Below are 18,000 nucleotides of genomic sequence, written 5' to 3'. Positions count from 1 at the left end.
CCTACTTCAGGTGCGCCGCCAGGTGCTTGTTCATCTCGAACATGCTGACCTTGTCCTTGCCGCCGAAGATCGGCTTCAGCTTGGCGTCGGCCAGGATCTCGCGCTTGTTCGCGGGATTCTGCAGGTTGTTCTTCTTGATGTAGTCCCAGATCTTCGACACGGTTTCGCCGCGCGAGAGCTGCGCCGAGCCCACGACAGCGGCCAGTTCGGCGGAGGGCGTCAGCGGCTTTTGCAGGGCGTTCGTGTTCTTACCAGTGGCCATGGGCTCCCCCAGCTAGATGAGTTGGAGCGACGTCCCGGCGGGGGTCGCCGAGACCGAGTCGCTTGAGACATCCTAGCGCGGCCCTCGCGCCGCGCCACAGAAGATGCGTCACATCAGTCGTCTAGGGGTTGAGCGCCCGGAGACCCACGTTCGTTCCATCGGCCGTCTCGGCCCCCGGACTGGCCAGGCCGCGGGCGAAGAAGTCGAGCAGATCGGGCCAATGCGGCTCGCCCCCGCAGATTTCGACGTCGAACAGCACGCCCGAGAGGTTGAGCGCCGCCTCCAGCGCCCCTGCCCGCCCAGGAACGTCGCCCACCAAGTAGCCGATCCGGACGATCCCGTTGATTTTCTGCGCGATTTCAATCGCGGAGCGAGGCGAGAATCCACGCCCGCCATAGGCCGCGACCGCTGCAATCCGCTCCGCCCGGCTGGCGGCAAGGCCCAGCCCGAGGTCGGCCCCACCCCCGAAACCGAGGATCCCGACCCGGGCGTCGTCCACCCGGCGCTCGTCGGCGAGATGGTCCAGGCTGGCGGCCGCGGCTTCGCGCCGGTCGTCGGCCGACAAGCCCGAAAGGTGCGGCGCGAGCACAAAATAGTTGTGGGCAGATAGCCGCCTGGCCCACGATTCCAGCCCCAGAACCGGCCGATTGCGTCCGGTAAGCAATAGAATCGGGGCCTTGCGCCCTGGCGTGTCTGGACAGGCGACGAAGGCGTCGAGGGCGCCATCGTCCAGTTCGAGCTCGATGTGGGCTTCCGGCATGACCTCACCTTATTCCTATCGTTTGAATAGGAATAAGGTGATTGTCTGGGGCGGTCGTGAGTTTCCCTGGAAGGGCTCAGTCGCCGTCCAGCTCGACGGTCACCTTGGCCGAGAGCCCGGGCCGCAGCCGCGCGACCTCCGGCTGGCCGGGGTCGAAACGCAGGCGGACCGGCACACGCTGGACGATCTTGGTGAAATTGCCGACCCCCGGCTCGAACGGCAGCAGGGCGAACTCGGCGCCCGTGCCCGGAGCGAAGCTCTCCACGTGGGCCTTCAGTGTCACGCCGGGCAGAGCGTCGACCTTCACCTTGGCGGCTTGGCCGTTCAGCATCCGGGCGGTCTGGGTCTCCTTGAAGTTGGCGGTGACGTAGAGCCGGTCCAGCGGATTGACGACCAGCAGGCGCGACCCCGGCTGGACGTAGTCGCCGATGTTGGCCTGGCGGTCGCCGACCACGCCGGCGATCGGCGCGCGGATGTCCACATGCTGCTGGTCCTGGCGGGCGAGCTCCAGAGCGGCGGCGGCCTTTTGGCGCTGCGCCTTGGCCTGGGCGACGGCGGCCAGCAGCTCGCCGCGACGACTGGCGGTCACGCCGGCCTGGCTGCGGCTGACGGCGAGGCTCGCACGGGTCTTCTCCGCCGCCGCTGCGGCCGCCACGGCCTGGGTTTGGATGCGGTCGGCGTCGCGCCGTGGCGCATAGCCGGTCTTCAGCAACGCAGCGTAGCGGTCCCAGTCGGCCTTGGCGCGCACGGCCTCGGCGTCGGCGGCGCGGATGCCGGTTTCGGCTTCGCGCACCTCGGCCACGGCCATGGCCTCCTCCGAGCCCAGGCGGACCAGGGCGGCCTCCGCGGCGGCCACCGATGCGTCCGCGGCGGCGAGATCGCCTTCCGCCGCGGAGACACGCGCCGCGTATTCCTCGGGATCCAGCCGCACCAGCACCTCGCCAGCCTTCACCGGCTGGTTGTCGGCCACCAGCACCTCGGCGACATGGCCGCGGACGCGGGGCGCCACGATGGTGACGTCGGTCTTCACATAGGCGTTGTCGGTGACGGCCGTGCCCCCGGCCGCGTGGATATAGGCGTATCCGCCCCCGCCCACGACCAGGGCCGCGCCCAGCATCAGCACGCCCCGGGGCGGCAATTTGCGCCTGGGCTTCACGGGCTCGCCCGCGGTGACGGCTTCCATCTTCATCTGTCGAAGACCAGCAGCGTGGAGGTGGCGGTGGCGTAGAGGCGACCCTGAGCGTCGGTCAGGCGGCCCTCGGCGAAGGCGGCGCGGCGACCGGCTTGAACCACTTTGCCCTCGGCGCGAACCGGACCGGTGTCCTTAGTCATGGCGCGGTGGTAGGCGACCTTGAGTTCCAGCGTCGTATAGCCCTGCCCCGCCTTCAGCACCGAATGGACGGCGCAGCCCACGGCCGAGTCCAGCAGGGTGGCCGCGTAGCCGCCATGCACCGTACCGATGGGGTTGTAGACGCTCTCGTCGGGATGGCCGCCGAAGACGACCCTCCCCTCCTCGATCTCGATGACCGTGAAGCCCATGGTCTTGCCGATGCCCGGGGCGCGCTCGGGCCGGTTCGGGTCGAAGGCGGCTCGGAGCTGCTCCAGGCCGGTCATCTCGGCGGGCGGCGTGACGGCGTTCATTGGACGATCCCCATGCGGAGTTTCAGGCTGCGCCGGGCGTCGGCCAGCAATTGGTCGGCTGCGGCGCCGTCGGAGATGGCGCGCGAAAGCGAGACGGCGCCGGCCATCTCGGCCAGCAGGGAGGCTGCGAGGCCTTTGCGTTCGTCGGGAAGCCAGCGGGTGAGCCGCCCGATCAGCGCCTGCACGCCGCGCTCGTAGGCCTCGCGCACGGGCTGTCCCTGGCGTGGCAGTTCGCTGGAGAGCGTGGCGATCGGGCAGCCGCGCTCCGGATGGTCGCGGTGTTCGCGCGTCACATAGAGGTCGACGAAGGTGGAAAGCGCCTCGCGCCCGTCCATGCCCCCGGTCAGCCTTTCGAAACGCCGGCCGCTCTGGCCGAACGCCTCGTCGATGGCGGCGGCGACCAGGGCCTCCTTGTTCGGGAAGTGGGCGTAGAAGCCCCCGTGGGTCAGGCCGACCTCGGCCATGATCTCGGCCACACCGACCCCGTCGGGCCCCTTGGCGCGCACCGCCTTCGCAGCGGCCTTCAGCACCTTCTTCCGCGTCTCTTCCTTGTGCGTGTCGCTATAGCGCATGGCGATGCCCGCATTTATATGATGCACATCATATTAGAGGCGAACCGCCGGAGCGCAAGGACATGACCGTCGCACCCGCCACCGCAGGCGCCCTGCCCGCCGGTCCCGCCGCCCTTCCTGAGCGGCGCAAGCTGCTGATCTTCGCGATCATGGCGTTCGGCCAATTCATGGCCCTGCTCGACATCCAGATCGTGGCCGCGTCGCTGAACTCGATCCAGGCCGGCCTCAACGCCGGGCCCGACGAGATCGCCTGGGTGCAGACCGCCTACCTGATGGCCGAGATCGTGATGATCCCGCTGGCGGCCTTCCTTTCGCAGGCCCTTTCGACCCGCTGGCTGTTCACCCTGTCGGCCGGCCTCTTCACGCTCTCCAGCCTGATGTGCGGCTTGGCCTGGGACATCAATTCGATGATCGCCTTCCGGGCCATCCAGGGGTTCACGGGCGGCGCGATGGTGCCGCTCGTCTTCGCCACCGGCTTCGCCATGTTCGAGGGGCCGAAGCGCGCCGCCGTCCCGGCGATCCTGGGCATGGTGTCGACCCTGGCCCCCACGCTCGGCCCCAGCGTCGGCGGGCTGATCACCGAGTACTACGACTGGCGCTGGCTGTTCTTCATGAACATCGTGCCGGGGATCGCCGTCACGGTCCTCTTCCCCCTGCTCGGCAAGGTGGACGAGGGCAAGCCAGACATGCTGCGCCGGATCGACTGGCTGCACGTGGCGTCGCTGGCGGTCTTCCTCGGCGGCCTGCAATACGTGCTGGAGGAAGGCCCGCGGCACGAGTGGTTCAACGACGAGGCGGTTGTGACCGCCGCGTGGTTCTCGTTCGTCGGCGCGGCTGTCTTCTTCGAGCGGACCTTCTTCTCGACCATGCCGGTGGTGAAGCTGACACCGTTCAAGCGGCCGACGTTCGTGATGGCCTGCGTACTGAATCTCGTGATCGGCTTCGGGCTCTATGCCGCCACCTATCTTACCCCGGTCTACCTGGGGCGGGTGCGCGAGTTCTCCAGCCTGCAGATCGGCACGACCGTCTTCGTCACCGGCATCGCCATGACGATTACGGCCCCGATCGCCGCACGCCTCTCGACCAAGGTCGACGGGCGCTACGTGATCGCCGTGGGCTTCGCGATGTTCGCCTGCTCGCTGTGGATGTTCAGCCACGTCACCTCGGACTGGGGGTTCTGGGAGCTGTTCTGGCCACAGGTGATGCGGGGCCTGGCCATGCTGCTGTGCATCGTGCCGGCTGTGGGCATGGCGCTGAACGGTGTGCCGCCGGAGCAACTGCGCTACGCCTCGGGCCTGTTCAACCTGATGCGCAACCTGGGCGGGGCCATCGGCATCGCGGTCGTGAACACCTGGCTGATCGACTTCACCCGGGAACACGCTTCCCGCCTCTCGGCTGCCATGGGCGAGACGCCGGACAAGGCGCTGGGGGCCATGCAGGGCCTCGGCCAGATGGCGGCGCAGTGGACGCCGGACGGAGCGCGAGCCCTGCAGATGGCCCAGGGCGTCATGGGCCGCATCGTGGGCCGCGAGGCGGCCACCCTGGCGTTCGCGGACACCTACATGCTGATGGCCCTGCTGTTCGCCGCGGCCCTGCTGATCGTCCCGTTCGCCAAGCCGGCCCCGGTCGACGGAGCCACGCCGCCCGCGGACCATTGAGGCCAGACGCACTCTGCGCCAAGCTTCGCGGAGAATCCCATTCTCCTAGCAGCGAGCTACGCATGGACATCGTTCTCGACGCCATCGACCGGCGCATCCTGCGCGAGCTGCAGAAGGACGCCACCATCGCCATCGCCGACCTGGCGCAGCTCGTGGGCCTGTCGCAGACGCCGTGCTGGAAGCGGATCAAGCGGCTCACCGACGCGGGCATCGTCACGGGCCGGGTCGCCCTGCTGGATCGAAACAAGCTGGACCTGGGCCTGGTCGTGTTCGTCTCGGTGCGCACCAACCGCCACGACCAGGACTGGCTGGACACCTTCGCCAGCGCCGCATCGGCCATGCCCGAGGTGGTCGAGTTCTATCGGCTGTCGGGCGACACCGACTACCTGCTGAAGGTCGTGGTGCGCGACATCGCCGCATACGACGCCTTCTACAAGAAGCTGATCGCCGCCGTGCCGCTCTCGGATGTGAGCTCGGCGTTCGCCATGGAGCAGATCAAGTCCACCACCGCCCTGCCGATCTGACCCGCCCGAGGGTGGCTTTCCCATCGCCTCCGCGGTAGCAGACCGCCGCCATGATCCGCCTCGACAACATCTCCAAGCAGAACGGCCACCAGATCCTGTTCATCGAAGCCTCGATGGGCGTGCAGAAGGGCGAAAAGGTCGGGCTGGTCGGCCCCAACGGCGCCGGCAAGACGACACTGTTCCGCATGATCACCGGACAGGAGCAGCCCGACGACGGGCTTGTCGTGATCGATCCCGGCATGACCATCGGCTATTTCAGCCAGGACGTCGGCGAGATGTCGGGCCAGAGCGCCGTCGCCGCAGTGATGGATGGCGTCGGTCCCGTCAGCGCGCTGGCCACTGAAATGGCCAGCCTCGAGGCGGCCATGGTCGATCCGGACCGGGCCGACGAGTTGGACGCCATCATGGAACGCTATGGCGACCTGCAGCATCAGTTCGAGGAGCTGGACGGCTATGCGCTGGACGCCCGCGCGCGCGAGGTGCTGGCGGGCCTGAGCTTCAGCCAGGAGCGCATGGACGGCGACGTCGGCCTGCTGTCAGGGGGCTGGAAGATGCGCGTGGCGCTCGCCCGCATCCTGCTGATGCGGCCCGACGGCATGCTGCTGGACGAACCCAGCAACCACCTCGACCTGGAAAGCCTGATCTGGCTCGAGGCCTTCCTCAAGAACTACGACGGCGCCCTGCTCATGACGTCGCACGACCGCGCGTTCATGAACCGCATCATCGGCAAGGTGGTGGAGATCGACGGCGGCGAGTTGGTCACCTACTCGGGCGATCTCGATTTCTACGACCAGCAGCGCGTGCTGGGCGAACAGCAGCGCCAGGCGCAGTACGAGCGCCAGCAGGCGATGCTGGCCAAGGAGATCAAGTTCATCGAGAAGTTCAAGGCGCGCGCCAGCCACGCCGCCCAGGTCCAGAGCCGGGTCAAGAAGCTCGACAAGATCGAACGCGTCGAGGCGCCGCGCCGGCGCCAGTCGGTCCAGTTCGAGTTCCAGAGCCCGCCCCGGTCGGGCGACGACGTGGTCAGCCTGCGCAAGGTCCACAAGGGCTACGGCGCCCAGCCGATCTATGCGGACCTCGATTTCCTGGTGCGCCGCAAGGAGCGCTGGTGCGTGCTGGGGGCCAACGGCGCCGGCAAGTCGACGCTGTTGAAGCTGGTGGCGGGCGCGACCACACCCGACCACGGCAGCGTCAACATCGGGGCCAGCGTGAAGATGGGCTATTTCGCCCAGCACTCCATGGATCTGCTGGACGGCGAAGAGACCATCTTCGAATCCCTGGAGAGCTCGTTCCCGCAGGCGGGCCAGGGCCAGTTGCGCACCCTAGCGGGGTGCTTCGGCTTCTCCGGCGACGATGTCGAGAAGCCCTGCCGGGTCCTGTCGGGCGGTGAGAAGGCCCGGCTGGTCATGGCAAAGATGCTGTTCGATCCGCCGAACCTGCTGGTGCTCGACGAGCCGACCAACCACCTCGACATGGCGACCAAGGAGATGCTGGTCGCGGCCCTGGCGGACTTCGAAGGCACCATGCTGTTCGTCTCGCACGATCGCCATTTCCTGGCGGCCCTGTCGAACCGCGTGCTGGAGCTGACGCCGGAGGGCGTGCATCAGTACGGCGGCGGCTATTCGGAGTACGTCGCCCGCACCGGCCAGGAGGCGCCCGGGCTGCACCCCGGAGGCTAGCGGCGTCGGCTCCCAAACGGCTGCTCACCGTTTGACATAACCCAACGGCAGTAGGCCAAGTTCGTCCCAACGAACAAAAGCTTGTTGGGAGGCGTATCGACCATGGCCTGGACCATTGCGGACGTGTGGGAGGCCATTGCCGCCGCGCAGCCGGATCATCCCGCCCAGATCCAGGGCGAGCGCCGGCTGAGCTGGAGCCAGTTCGACGCCCGCGCCGACGCCCTGGCCTCGCACTTCATCGCCCAGGGACTGAGCCACCAGGCCAAGGTGGCGGGCTACCTCTTCAACGGGCCGGAATACCTCGAGACCTACTTCGCGGCGTTCAAGGGCGGCTTCGCCCCGGTGAACACCAACTACCGCTACGGTCCCGAGGAGGTGAGCTACCTTTTCGATAACGCCGACGCCGAGGCGGTCGTCTTCCACGCCGGCTTCACGCCGCTGCTGGAACAGATCCGCCCGCGCCTGCCCAAGGTGAAGGCCTGGGTGGCGGTTGCGGAGCCTGGTCATCCCGTTCCGGCCTGGGCCGCCGATTACGACGCCATCGTCGGCAAGGCCCCCGCGCAACGGCCCGTCAAGGCGCCGTGGGGCCGGTCCGGCGACGACCTGCTGCTGCTCTACACCGGCGGCACCACCGGCATGCCAAAGGGCGTGATGTGGCGCCAGGACGACCTGTTCCAGGTGCTGGGCGCCGGCGGCAACGCGGCTCTCGGCATCCCTCCCGCCACATCGATCCCCGAACTGATCGAGCGCATCCAGGGCCCCGAGCATCTGCGCGCCACGATGATCGTCGCCGCGCCGCTGATGCACGGCACCGGCCAATTCTCGGCCTTCATCTCTCTGAACGGCGGCGGCACGGTGTGCGAGCTGCCGTCGCGCAAGTTCGACGCCATCGAGCTGTGGAACGAGGCCGAGCGGCTGAAGGCCACCAACATCGTCCTGGTGGGCCTGGCCTTCTCCACGCCGATGCTGGAGGCGCTGGAGGCCAACCCCGGCCGCTGGGACCTGTCCAGCGTCCGCTCGATGAGCTCGTCCGGCTCGATGTGGAGCCAGGAGAACAAGCGCGGCCTGCTGAGCCACATCCCCCAGGCGCTGATCGCCGACAGCTTCGGCTCGTCGGAGGCGGTGGGCCTCGGCGCTTCAGCCTCGGCCGCGGGGATGGAAGCGCAGACGGCGGCCTTCATGCTGGGCCCGAACACCGGCGTCTTCACCGAGGACGGACGGCGCGTCGAGCCGGGCTCGGGCGAGCAAGGCCTCGTGGCCGTCTCGGGCTTCCTGCCCATGGGCTACTACAAGGACGAGGAGAAGAGCGCGAAGACCTTCCGGATCATGGAGGGCGTGCGCTGGAGCGTGCCGGGCGACTGGGCCGAGGTGAACACCGACGGCACGCTGAAGCTGCTGGGCCGAGGCTCGGTCTGCATCAACACCGGCGGCGAGAAGGTCTTCCCCGAGGAGGTCGAGGAGGCGCTGAAGCGCCACGCCAGCGTGCGCGATGCCGTGGTGGTCGGCGTGCCAGACCCGCGCTTCGGGGAGCGGATCTGCGCCGTGGTCGAACCCGAGGCCGGCGTCCAGCCGACGCTGGCCGAGCTGTCGGCCCACGTCCATAGCCAGCTCGCCGGCTACAAGGCCCCGCGTGAGCTGGTGGTGGTCGACACCATCGGCCGCGCCCCCAATGGCAAGGTCGACTATAAGGCGATCAAGGAGCACGCCCTGAAGACACTGGGCGCGCCCGCCTAGCTTCGGTAGCTAGCGCTTTGGCCGGGGTTCTTTCGAAAGACGGGTGACCAGTACCGCGGTGCGCTTGGCCTGGCGGTCGAGGCTCTTGAGATCCGCCGTTTCGCCGGGCGCATGGCTCCCCTCGCCGGCCATGCCCATGCCGACCAGGCCGTCGACGAAGGCCACGAAGGAGATGTCGCCAGCCCCGCGGTCGGCGGGGTCGCCGGCCGGCATCTGCGGCAGGCCCAGGTCGGCGTTGACCTCGTTCAGCTTGGCCAGCAGCGCCTTGTTGCCCTCGCTGGGCGCCATGGGCGGATAGCCGTCGTCCGAGAATTCGATCTGTGCGTCGGTCTTGTCGAGATGTCGGCCGACGATGGACTGCATCTTCGCCCGCACGCGCGCTTCCTGCTCATTGGACAGGGTGCGGATGTCGCCGCGGGCGATGGCGGTGGCCGCGATCACGTTCGGCTTGCCGCTGGCCTGCCCGCCCGTGTCGCCCGCGTTGAGCTCGGCCTGGGAGCCGCCCAGGATCATGCCGACGTTGTAGGTCAGATTGGGCTCCGGCAGCTCGCGCCGGAACTCGTCGACGATCCGCGCCAGCTCATAGATGGCGCCGCAGCCGACGGAGGGCTTGCACACCCCCGAGGAGTGACCGGATTTCGCGGAAGCCCTGATCGTCCAGGAGGTCGACGAGCGGCGGGCGATCGAGCCGACGTCCTGCCCATTGCGACGCGACAGGCCCTCGAAATCCAAGGCCACGTCCGCCGCTTTGCCAGCCGCAATGAGATCGGCGCGGGCCGCCGCCAGCGGCTCGCCGGGCTTCTCTTCGTCGCCGGTCAGCACCACGGTGATGTCGGCGTTCTTCAGCGTGCCCGCGGCCTGCATGGCGCGCAGGGCCGCCACGATGACGACGTCCCCGCCCTTCATGTCACCGACGCCCGGCCCCTCGACGATGTCGCCGTCCCGCTTCCAGCCCTGGAAGGGGCTGTCAGGCTCGAAGACCGTGTCCAGATGGCCGATCAGCAGGATGCGCTTGCCCTTGCCGCTGCCCTTGTGGGTCGCGACGAGATGGCCCGCGCGGCCAACCTTGGCCATCGGGATCCACGTCACCTGGAAGCCGAGCTGCTCGAACTCGGGGCGCAGCATCTGGCCCACCCGCTCCACGCCAGCGAGGTTCATGGTGCCGGAATTCACCCGCACCAGGTCCTCGAGCAGCTTGATGTTGCGGGCGCTGTCGGCCTCGACGGCCGCCACCATTCGCCGCTCGGTCGCGTCCTTGGGCGCAGCCAGGACCGGAGTCGCGACGGCGACCGCGGCCGCGGCGGCGAGGAGAACGCGAACGCTCACGGGGATCAGCCGGGCTGGCTGCGGAGACTGCGGACGAACTCGACCAGGGCCGAGCGCGACACGCCACGGGGCAGACCGGCGTAGGCCTTGAGCAGTTCCAGAGCGCCGGGCTCGGCCAGCAGCGCCGCGACCTCGTCGACCGCGCCGCTATGGACGGAAGCTTCGCCAAACATCTCGGCCACCGGCACGCCCAGGGTCTTGGCGATGCGCGTGAGCATGGAGGCGCTGACGCGGTTGGCCCCGCGCTCGTACTTCTGAATCTGTTGGAAAGTGACGCCGGCGGCTTCCGCCAGCGCCTGTTGCGACAAGCCCCTTACCTTGCGCAACAGACGGATTCGCGCGCCGACGGCGACGTCTACGGGGTCGGCGACCGCCTCGGGTCTGTTGGCCATCTTGTTTTCGGATCTCCTAGATGCTTCGAGCTCTACCTTGCCCGACTGGCCGCGTCATCGGCCGGAGGAACAAGGTTATCTTGCGGCGGGGGAGTGTCCGAGATGCAATAGCAGGCCTCGGCGATCACGATGCCCAAGGCCCGCCGCAGGGGGCCGAACGCCGGCACATCGCGCTCAATCTGGATCAACTCTTCTTCGTATGGGGCCAGAAGCTCGACAAGGTTCTGGGCAAGAAGCCTGCCGCGTTCCGTGTCTTGAATCATATGAACCCCTTTTCCGCGAACCTCTGCCATCAAACAGGGGAATGCAAGCAACCGCAGCGGGCGGTTGGCATAACAGCGATCATGCGTCGCAGGTGTGGGGAACCCTCGCGGAAATGGGGGGTTAGTCGCCTCCGATGGGACATCCACACCGAAGCGACGGAGCCGAGCGAGCCTGTGAGATCGTGGATTTCGACGAGGCCATGTTCGACGCGTGCACACCGGAAAAGCGGCACGACCTCCTGATGGAGGCCCGTCTGCTGGCCGGCGTCTTCGCCCCCGGCGGCGACGGGCCAGCGCTCACCCGCATGGCCGGGCAACTCTCGGCTGGAGAGCGTGACAGCGAGATCAGCCGGGCCCAGGCGCGACTCCTTGCCGCAGCCCTCAAGCGGCTCGCGCGCGACGCCGCGGACGGCTAGCCGGCCGTCGCCGTCGCCCGGCGCTTCTTGCGCGCCGGCCGATCCAGGAGCTTCCGCAAGGTCGCAGCGAGCGCAGCCGCTTCGTACGGTTTGTCCAGCAGCGGGAACTCCCGGCCGTCGATCACCCGGTTCTCGCCCACGAACCCGGACGTCAGCAGCACCTGCAGGCCAGGCCGCAGCTCGCGGGCCGCCCGCGCCAGGGTGAGGCCGTTCACGCCCCCCGGCATCACCACGTCCGTGAACAGCAGATCGACGTCGGCCTTCCCGCGGAGCACCTCGAGCGCTTCGCCGGCGTTCGTGGCCGTCGTCACCTGGTATCCGAGGCCCGTCAGCACATCGAGCGTCAGGGCCAGCACGGTCGGGTCGTCTTCGACCAGGAGAATGCGCTCGGCCCCGCCCACCACCTCGCCCGCGGGCCGGTCGCGCCGGGGCGCCTCCGCCTCGGCCCCGCTCGCGGGCAGGAGCAGACGGAAGAGAGTGCCCTCGCCCGGCGCGCTCTCCAGGTGGACCTCGCCATCGGACTGCCGGACGAAGCCGTAGACCTGGCTGAGGCCGAGACCGGACCCCTTGCCGACGTCCTTGGTGGTGAAGAACGGCTCGAAAACCCGGGCGCGCACGTCCTCGTCCATGCCGGTGCCGGTGTCCGTCACCTCTATGGCCACATAGCCCAGCGGCGCCGGGCCCACCTCGCGCCGCGTGGCGATCCGCAACCGCCCACCTTCGGGCATCGCATCGCGCGCGTTGACCGCCAAGTTGAGCAGCGCGGTCTCGAGCTGCGTCGGATCGACGTGGGTGTTCAGGGCCTCGGGCGGCAGGTCCAGGTCCACGGTCACCGCCTCGCCCACGGCCTGCCGGATCAGCGGCGCGAATTCGCGGATCAGGCGGTTCACGTCGAGCGTCACGGGCGTCAGGTGCTGACGGCGGGAAAAGGCGAGCAACTGGCCGGTCAGGTCGCGCCCCCGCTCTGCAGCCTGCCGCACGGCCTCGATACGCCGCATGCGCCGCTCGTCTTCCTCCTTACGGGTGGCCAGCATGTCGATGTTGCCGAGAACGACGGTCAGCAGGTTGTTGAAGTCGTGGGCGACGCCCCCGGTCAACTGCCCCACGGCCTCCATCTTGCGCGCCTGCGCGAGTTGCTCCTCCAGGCTACGGCGATCGGTGGCGTCGAGAATCACGCCGAAGATCTCGCGCGCGTCGCCATCGACGCTGGGGGCCACCACGCCCTGGTCCTGCAGCACCCGGTACTGGCCATCCGCGCACAGCCACCGGAACTCGGCGCTGTAGTGACCTGTGCGGGCCGCGGTGCTCACCCGCTCGACGTAGATGGCCAGATCTTCGGGATGGATGCGGCTCGCGCCGAAGTCCGGCTCGGAAGTGAACCGATGTGCCGGAAAGCCGGTGATCTGCTCCACGCTGTCCGAGATGAACTGCGGCGCGAACGGGGGTTCGATCGAGCGCGAATGGAAGACGATCGGCAGCGCCTTCAGGATCGCCTCCTGCTGGGCTTCGGTGCGGCGCAAGGCGCGCTCGGTGATCGCCTTCTCGGCCTTCACCCGCGCGTGCTCGTCCAGCAGCCACTGCTGGTAGGCCGACTGGCGCTCGACCTCCTTGGTCTTCAGGTAGAGGTCGACGAAGACCTGCACCTTGGCCTTCAGGATGAAGGGGTCGATCGGCTTGAACACCACGTCGACGGCGCCCGCCGAGTAGGCCTGGAATACGTGGGCCTCGTCACGGAAGATCGCGGTGAGAAAGACGATCGGCGTATGCTGGTTGCGCTTGCGCGAGCGCACCAGGGCGGCGGTCTCGTAGCCGTCCATCCCCGGCATGTGCAGGTCAAGGAGGATCAGCGCGAACTCCTCGGAGAGGAGCCGCTTCAGGGCCTCCTCGCCCGAGCGCGCGACCACCAGCTCGTGTCCGAGCTCGGTCAACGCCTCCACGGCGGCGAAAGCGTTCCGCTCGTCGTCGTCGACGATCAGTATACGCGCGGCGAGGGGGGCCTCCAGGTCGGGCGGAGCGGGCGGCTCCGCCCGCCAGGCCCTCGACACGGGTCTGGCGGCGGCGGTTGCGGTCACGTCAGCTCGCTTGCGGCATCAGGGGGATCACCGTGTCGCTCGCCAGCTTCATCGCATCGGCGCGCTGGATGGAAACGCGCAGCACCGAGATGAGGTGGTCGATGTCCACCGGCTTCGAGACATAATCGGACGCGCCGGCCTGGATGCATTTCTGACGGTCACCCTTCATCGCCTTGGCGGTCACGGCCACGATCGGGATGTCGGCCTGGTCCGGCCGCGACCGGATCTCCCGGATGGTTTCGTAGCCGTCCATGTCGGGCATCATTATGTCGACCAGCACGACGTCCATGTCCGGCTTGTCGTCCAGCAGGTCGAGGCCGGCGCGGCCGCTCTCGGCGTAGCTAAGCTCGATGCCGTACTCCTCGAGGGCCGACGCCAGCGAGAAGATGTTGCGGATGTCGTCGTCGATCACCAGCACCTTGCGGCCGGTGAGGACCGCGTCCTCGTGGCGGCTCTGGTTGAGCTTGGCCTTCGCGGGCGCCGACATCGCCTCGACCGGGGTGTGGAGCAGCAGCGCCGCCTGGTCGACCAGTTGGTCCGGAGTGCGCGCCATCCGCACCAGGCCGCCGAACACGGCCAGGCGCAGGCGGCGGTCGTCGTCCGGCTCGAGCTCCAGCGGCGCATAGACCACCAACGGGGTGCAGCGCCCTTCGGCGGCCTTCACCTGTTCGATGAGCTGCGCCGCCGGCGACACGCCGGCTTCCACGACCACGGCGTCCGGCAGTTCCGCCGTCGGGCGGGCGATCACCGTCGCCAAGTCCTCCGCGAACTCCAGATTGCTGAAGCATTGACGCAGCGTGTCGGCGGCCTCGCCCTCCCCGCCCACGAGCACGATCCGGCGGTCGGGCTTGTCGGCGAAGTTCTTCACCCCCTGCAGGGTCGAGACAACAACCTCGCGCTCCACCGGCTTGTGGGTGAAGCCTACGGCGCCCATCGACAGACCCAGGCCCTTCTGGTCGTCGGCCGAGATGACGTGCACGGGGATATGCCGCGTCTCGGGGGTGCGCTTCAGGAGGTCCAGCAGGGCCAGTCCGTCCATGTCCGGCAGCCCGATGTCCAGCATGATCGCGTCGGGGCCGAAGCGGCGCGCCAGCGCCGGCGCCGCGCCGCCCTCGCCCGTCACCACGCCCTTGAAGCCGCTGTCGCGGACGAGGTTCAGCAGGATCGAGGCGAAGCGCGGGTCGTCCTCGACGATCAGCACCACCGCGTCGCCCGAGGTGATGTTGTCGCGGTCGTCGGCCACCGCTTCGGCCGGCTCGTCCGAGAAGGCCGAGGGCATCAGGGCGGGCCGCGCGAGCGGAGCGACGCCGAGGCCGCGGCTGGGCAGCGTCTGGGCCGGGCTGAAGTTCAGCGGCAGGTAGAGAGTGAAGATCGAGCCCTTGCCGGGCTTGGATTCAACCTTCAACTCGCCACCCAGCAGGCGGGCGATGTCGCGGCTGATCGAAAGACCGAGGCCCGTGCCGCCGTACTTTCGGCTGGTCGTGCCGTCGGCCTGCTGGAAGGCTTCGAAGATGATCCTCTGCTTCTCCTCGGGGATGCCGATGCCCGAGTCTTCCACTGAGAACGCAAGCACTTGGCCGGCAGTGTTGAGGTGATCGTTGATCGGGCTCCAACCGCTCTGCGCGCGCGCGACCTTCAGCTTCACGAAGCCCTTCTCGGTGAATTTGAAGGCGTTCGAGAGCAGGTTCTTGATGATCTGCTGAAGGCGCTTGTCATCGGTGTACATCGACCGCGGCAGCGCAGGGTCGAGGTCGACCCGGAAGTCCAGCTTCTTGTCGGCCGCCACCTGGCTGAAGGTGCGGTCGGTCTGGTCGCGAAGGCTTGCGAAAGACATCTCGCCGATGTCCAGCGTGACGGTGCCGCTCTCGATCTTCGACAGGTCCAGCACCTCGTTGATGAGGCCGAGGAGGTCCGCGCCGGCAGCGTGGATGTTCTGCGCGAACTCCACCTGCTTTTCGGTGAGGTTGCCCTGCGCGTTGTCCGAGAGCAGCTTCGACAGGATCAGCAGGCTGTTAAGTGGCGTCCGCAGCTCGTGGCTCATGTTGGCCAGGAACTCGGACTTGTACTTCGAGGTGATCGCGAGCTGCTCGGCCTTGTCCTCCAGGGCCAGCTTCGCCTGCTCGACCTCGCGGTTCTTGGCTTCCACCTGCTGGTTCTGGATCGACAGCAGGTGCGCCTTCTCCTGCAGCTCGGTGTTGGTCTCCTGCAGCTCCTCCTGCTTTGTGCGGAGCAGCTCCTCGGACTGCCGGAGCGACGCGGCCTGCTGTTCGAGGCGGTCGTTGGTCTTCTTCAACTCCTCCTGCTGCGCCTGCAGTTCCGACGTCAGGAGCTGCGACTGCTTCAGCAGGCCCTCGGTTCGCATGTTGGCGGCGATGGTGTTGAGCACGATGCCGATGGATTCCATCAGTTGGTCCAGGAACGCCCGCTGCGTCTCGTTGAACTCACCGAACGTGGCGAGCTCGATCACGGCCTTCACCTCGCCCTCGAAGAGCGCGGGCAGGACGATGATATTGGCGGGCGCCGCCTCGCCGAGGCCGGACGAGATCTGGACGTAGTCCTTGGGCACGTTGGACAGCAGGATCCGCGACTTCTCGTACGCGCACTGCCCGATAAGCCCTTCGCGCAGCTTGAACGAGTTGGCCAGGTGCTTGCGGTTGTTGAAGGCGTAGGAGGCCGCCAGGTTCAGCACCGTGCCGCCGTCCTCGTCGCGGTCGGAGACGTAGAATACCGCGTGCTGGGCGTTGATCAGGGGGGCCAATTCCGACAGCACGAGGTTTGAGACCGTCGACAGGTCGCGCTCGCCCTGCAGCATCCGCGTGAAGCGGGCCAGGTTGGTCTTCAGCCAGTCCTGCTCGGTGTTCTTCAACGTCTGATCGCGGAGGTTCCGGATCATCTCGTTGATGTTGTTCTTCAACTCCTCCACTTCGCCCGAGGCCTCGACGGTGATCGAGCGGGTCAGGTCGCCCTTGGTCACCGCCGTGGACACCTCGGCGATGGCGCGGACCTGGGTGGTAAGGTTGGCGGCCAGTTCGTTCACGTTGTCGGTGAGGTCGCGCCACAGGCCGGCGGCGCCCGGCACCCGGGCCTGGCCGCCGAGCTTGCCCTCGATCCCCACTTCGCGGGCCACGTTGGTGACCTGGTCAGCGAAGGTCGCGAGGGTCTCGATCATACCGTTGATGGTGTCGGCGAGCGCCGCGATCTCGCCCTTGGCGTCCAGGGTCAGTTTCCGCTTCAGGTCACCATTCGCCACCGCGGTCACCACGTCGGCGATGTTCCGCACCTGGCCGGTCAGGTTGCCAGCCATCATGTTCACGTTGTCGGTGAGGTCCTTCCAAGTGCCGGCGACGCCGGGCACCTGCGCCTGGCCGCCAAGCTTGCCCTCCGTGCCCACTTCCCGAGCCACGCGGGTCACTTCGCTGGCGAAGGCGTTGAGCTGGTCCACCATGATGTTGATGGTGTTCTTCAGCTCCAGGATCTCGCCGCGCACGTCCACGGTGATCTTCTTGGAAAGGTCGCCCCGGGCCACGGCGGTGGTCACGTCGGCGATGTTTCGCACCTGGCCGGTCAGGTTGCCGGCCATCAGGTTCACGTTGTCGGTCAGTTCCTTCCAGGCGCCTGTCACGCCTTTCACCTGGGCCTGACCACCAAGCTTGCCCTCGGTGCCCACCTCGCGGGCCACGCGGGTCACTTCCGAGGCGAACGAGTTGAGCTGGTCCACCATCGTGTTGATGGTGTTCTTCAGCTCAAGGATCTCGCCGCGCACATCCACGGTGATCTTCTTGGAGAGGTCGCCGTTGGCCACGGCGGTGGTCACCTCGGCGATGTTCCGCACCTGGCCGGTCAGGTTGTTCGCCATGAAGTTGACGTTGTCGGTGAGCTCCTTCCACGTCCCGGCGACGCCCTTCACCTGGGCCTGGCCGCCCAGCTTTCCCTCGGTGCCCACCTCCCGCGCCACGCGGGTCACTTCGCTCGCGAAGCCATTGAGCTGATCCACCATGGTGTTGATGGTGTTCTTGAGCTCCAGGATCTCGCCCTTCACGTCGGCGGTGATCTTCTTGGAAAGGTCGCCGTTCGCCACGGCGGTAGTCACCTCAGCGATGTTACGCACCTGGCCGGTGAGATTGTTGGCCATCAGGTTCACGTTGTCGGTGAGGTCCTTCCAGGCGCCGGCCACGCCCTTCACCTGCGCCTGACCGCCGAGCTTGCCCTCCGTACCGACTTCCCGCGCCACGCGTGTCACTTCCGACGAGAACGAGTTGAGCTGGTCCACCAGGGTGTTGATGGTGTTCTTCAGCTCCAGGATTTCGCCGCGCACATCCACGGTGATCTTGCGGGAAAGGTCGCCGTTGGCGATCGCCGTCGTCACCTCGGCGATGTTCCGCACCTGGGCCGTCAGGTTACCGGCCATCAGGTTCACGTTGTCGGTCAGTTCCTTCCAGGCCCCGCCGACGCCCTTCACCTGCGCCTGACCGCCGAGCTTGCCTTCCGTGCCCACTTCGCGGGCCACGCGGGTCACCTCGCTGGCGAAGGCGTTGAGCTGGTCGACCAGGGTGTTGATGGTGATCTTCAGCTCCGAAATCTCACCCTTCACGTCCACGGTGATCTTCTTGGAAAGGTCGCCGTTGGCGATCGCGGTCGTGACCTCCGCGATGTTCCGCACCTGGCCGGTCAGGTTGGCGGCCATGAAGTTCACGTTGTCGG

General features: G+C 67.7%; 15 protein-coding genes. 5 read left to right on the top strand and 10 right to left on the bottom strand.

The features are described 5' to 3' along the window. Position 1: 1 nt before the first annotated feature. The 5 genes from Q0L11_RS22135 to Q0L11_RS22115 all read right to left on the bottom strand — a co-directional run bounded on the left by Q0L11_RS22135 (position 2) and on the right by Q0L11_RS22115 (position 3,235). On the bottom strand, positions 2-262 hold the full coding sequence (locus Q0L11_RS22135) for an SWIB/MDM2 domain-containing protein (protein ID WP_296600190.1): 261 nt from the start codon (positions 260-262) through the stop codon (positions 2-4). 121 nt (positions 263-383) lie between these two features. After that, a complete protein-coding gene (locus tag Q0L11_RS22130) occupies positions 384-1,022 on the bottom strand; it encodes a dienelactone hydrolase family protein (protein WP_296600189.1) in 639 nt (212 codons plus the stop codon). A 76-nt stretch (positions 1,023-1,098) separates the two neighbouring features. After that, on the bottom strand, positions 1,099-2,205 hold the full coding sequence (locus Q0L11_RS22125; protein ID WP_296600188.1) for an HlyD family secretion protein: 1,107 nt from the start codon (positions 2,203-2,205) through the stop codon (positions 1,099-1,101). 2 nt (positions 2,206-2,207) lie between these two features. Further along, complete coding sequence (locus Q0L11_RS22120; protein ID WP_296600186.1) at positions 2,208-2,663, bottom strand: PaaI family thioesterase; 456 nt, start codon at positions 2,661-2,663, stop codon at positions 2,208-2,210. Then, a complete protein-coding gene (locus Q0L11_RS22115; RefSeq protein ID WP_296600184.1) occupies positions 2,660-3,235 on the bottom strand; it encodes a TetR/AcrR family transcriptional regulator in 576 nt (191 codons plus the stop codon). The genes Q0L11_RS22120 and Q0L11_RS22115 overlap by 4 nt, the downstream gene beginning before the upstream one ends. Positions 3,236-3,297: 62 nt before the next feature. Here Q0L11_RS22115 and Q0L11_RS22110 point away from each other — a divergent pair, with 62 nt between their 5' ends. The 4 genes from Q0L11_RS22110 to Q0L11_RS22095 all read left to right on the top strand — a co-directional run bounded on the left by Q0L11_RS22110 (position 3,298) and on the right by Q0L11_RS22095 (position 8,830). Further along, positions 3,298-4,893, top strand: a complete 1,596-nt coding sequence (locus Q0L11_RS22110) for a DHA2 family efflux MFS transporter permease subunit (RefSeq protein ID WP_296600182.1) — start codon at positions 3,298-3,300, stop codon at positions 4,891-4,893. A 62-nt stretch (positions 4,894-4,955) separates the two neighbouring features. Next, positions 4,956-5,417, top strand: coding sequence for an Lrp/AsnC family transcriptional regulator (locus Q0L11_RS22105; RefSeq protein ID WP_296600181.1), 462 nt, complete (start codon positions 4,956-4,958; stop codon positions 5,415-5,417). A gap of 50 nt (positions 5,418-5,467) precedes the next feature. Next, on the top strand, positions 5,468-7,096 hold the full coding sequence (locus Q0L11_RS22100; protein WP_296600180.1) for an ABC-F family ATP-binding cassette domain-containing protein: 1,629 nt from the start codon (positions 5,468-5,470) through the stop codon (positions 7,094-7,096). Positions 7,097-7,198: 102 nt separating this feature from the next. Next, positions 7,199-8,830 carry an acyl-CoA synthetase gene (locus Q0L11_RS22095; protein ID WP_296600178.1) on the top strand — a complete coding sequence of 544 codons (1,632 nt, stop codon included), beginning with the start codon at positions 7,199-7,201 and terminating at the stop codon, positions 8,828-8,830. Between the two features lie 9 nt (positions 8,831-8,839). Here the strand turns inward: Q0L11_RS22095 and Q0L11_RS22090 are convergent, their stop codons facing one another. From Q0L11_RS22090 to Q0L11_RS22080, 3 genes are read right to left on the bottom strand one after another with little or no spacing between them, the layout of a single operon-like run. After that, positions 8,840-10,156 (bottom strand): M20/M25/M40 family metallo-hydrolase, encoded by a 1,317-nt coding sequence (locus Q0L11_RS22090; protein ID WP_296600177.1) that lies wholly within the window; start codon positions 10,154-10,156, stop codon positions 8,840-8,842. A 5-nt stretch (positions 10,157-10,161) separates the two neighbouring features. Further along, positions 10,162-10,548, bottom strand: coding sequence for a helix-turn-helix transcriptional regulator (locus Q0L11_RS22085; RefSeq protein ID WP_296600176.1), 387 nt, complete (start codon positions 10,546-10,548; stop codon positions 10,162-10,164). Between the two features lie 32 nt (positions 10,549-10,580). Next, positions 10,581-10,811, bottom strand: coding sequence for a hypothetical protein (locus Q0L11_RS22080; protein ID WP_296600174.1), 231 nt, complete (start codon positions 10,809-10,811; stop codon positions 10,581-10,583). A 182-nt stretch (positions 10,812-10,993) separates the two neighbouring features. Between Q0L11_RS22080 and Q0L11_RS22075 the strand changes: the two genes are divergently transcribed. Then, positions 10,994-11,227 carry a hypothetical protein gene (locus Q0L11_RS22075; protein ID WP_296600172.1) on the top strand — a complete coding sequence of 78 codons (234 nt, stop codon included), beginning with the start codon at positions 10,994-10,996 and terminating at the stop codon, positions 11,225-11,227. Here the strand turns inward: Q0L11_RS22075 and Q0L11_RS22070 are convergent. Next, positions 11,224-13,299 carry a response regulator gene (locus Q0L11_RS22070; RefSeq protein ID WP_296600170.1) on the bottom strand — a complete coding sequence of 692 codons (2,076 nt, stop codon included), beginning with the start codon at positions 13,297-13,299 and terminating at the stop codon, positions 11,224-11,226. The two genes, Q0L11_RS22075 and Q0L11_RS22070, sit on opposite strands and share 4 nt — an antisense overlap. Before the next feature lies 1 nt (position 13,300). After that, the coding region (locus Q0L11_RS22065; RefSeq protein ID WP_296600168.1) for a HAMP domain-containing protein at positions 13,301-18,000 on the bottom strand (4,700 nt) is incomplete at its 5' end.

Origin of the sequence: Phenylobacterium sp. (genome assembly GCF_024508875.1) — a bacterium.
Taxonomy (GTDB): domain Bacteria; phylum Pseudomonadota; class Alphaproteobacteria; order Caulobacterales; family Caulobacteraceae; genus Phenylobacterium.
Note: the sequence above shows the minus strand (reverse complement) of the source record. Positions and strands in the feature narration are given on the sequence as shown.

Bases quoted from the DNA above. Each gene is read 5' to 3' on its own strand.
- Q0L11_RS22100 (WP_296600180.1), top strand. From the start codon at position 5,468: ATGATCCGCCTCGACAACATCTCCAAGCAGAACGGCCACCAGATCCTG.
- Q0L11_RS22095 (WP_296600178.1), top strand. From the start codon at position 7,199: ATGGCCTGGACCATTGCGGACGTGTGGGAGGCCATTGCCGCCGCGCAG.
- Q0L11_RS22110 (WP_296600182.1), top strand. From the start codon at position 3,298: ATGACCGTCGCACCCGCCACCGCAGGCGCCCTGCCCGCCGGTCCCGCC.
- Q0L11_RS22115 (WP_296600184.1), bottom strand. From the start codon at position 3,235: ATGCGCTATAGCGACACGCACAAGGAAGAGACGCGGAAGAAGGTGCTG.
- Q0L11_RS22135 (WP_296600190.1), bottom strand. From the start codon at position 262: ATGGCCACTGGTAAGAACACGAACGCCCTGCAAAAGCCGCTGACGCCC.
- Q0L11_RS22125 (WP_296600188.1), bottom strand. From the start codon at position 2,205: ATGGAAGCCGTCACCGCGGGCGAGCCCGTGAAGCCCAGGCGCAAATTG.
- Q0L11_RS22120 (WP_296600186.1), bottom strand. From the start codon at position 2,663: ATGAACGCCGTCACGCCGCCCGCCGAGATGACCGGCCTGGAGCAGCTC.
- Q0L11_RS22130 (WP_296600189.1), bottom strand. From the start codon at position 1,022: ATGCCGGAAGCCCACATCGAGCTCGAACTGGACGATGGCGCCCTCGAC.
- Q0L11_RS22080 (WP_296600174.1), bottom strand. From the start codon at position 10,811: ATGATTCAAGACACGGAACGCGGCAGGCTTCTTGCCCAGAACCTTGTC.
- Q0L11_RS22105 (WP_296600181.1), top strand. From the start codon at position 4,956: ATGGACATCGTTCTCGACGCCATCGACCGGCGCATCCTGCGCGAGCTG.
- Q0L11_RS22085 (WP_296600176.1), bottom strand. From the start codon at position 10,548: ATGGCCAACAGACCCGAGGCGGTCGCCGACCCCGTAGACGTCGCCGTC.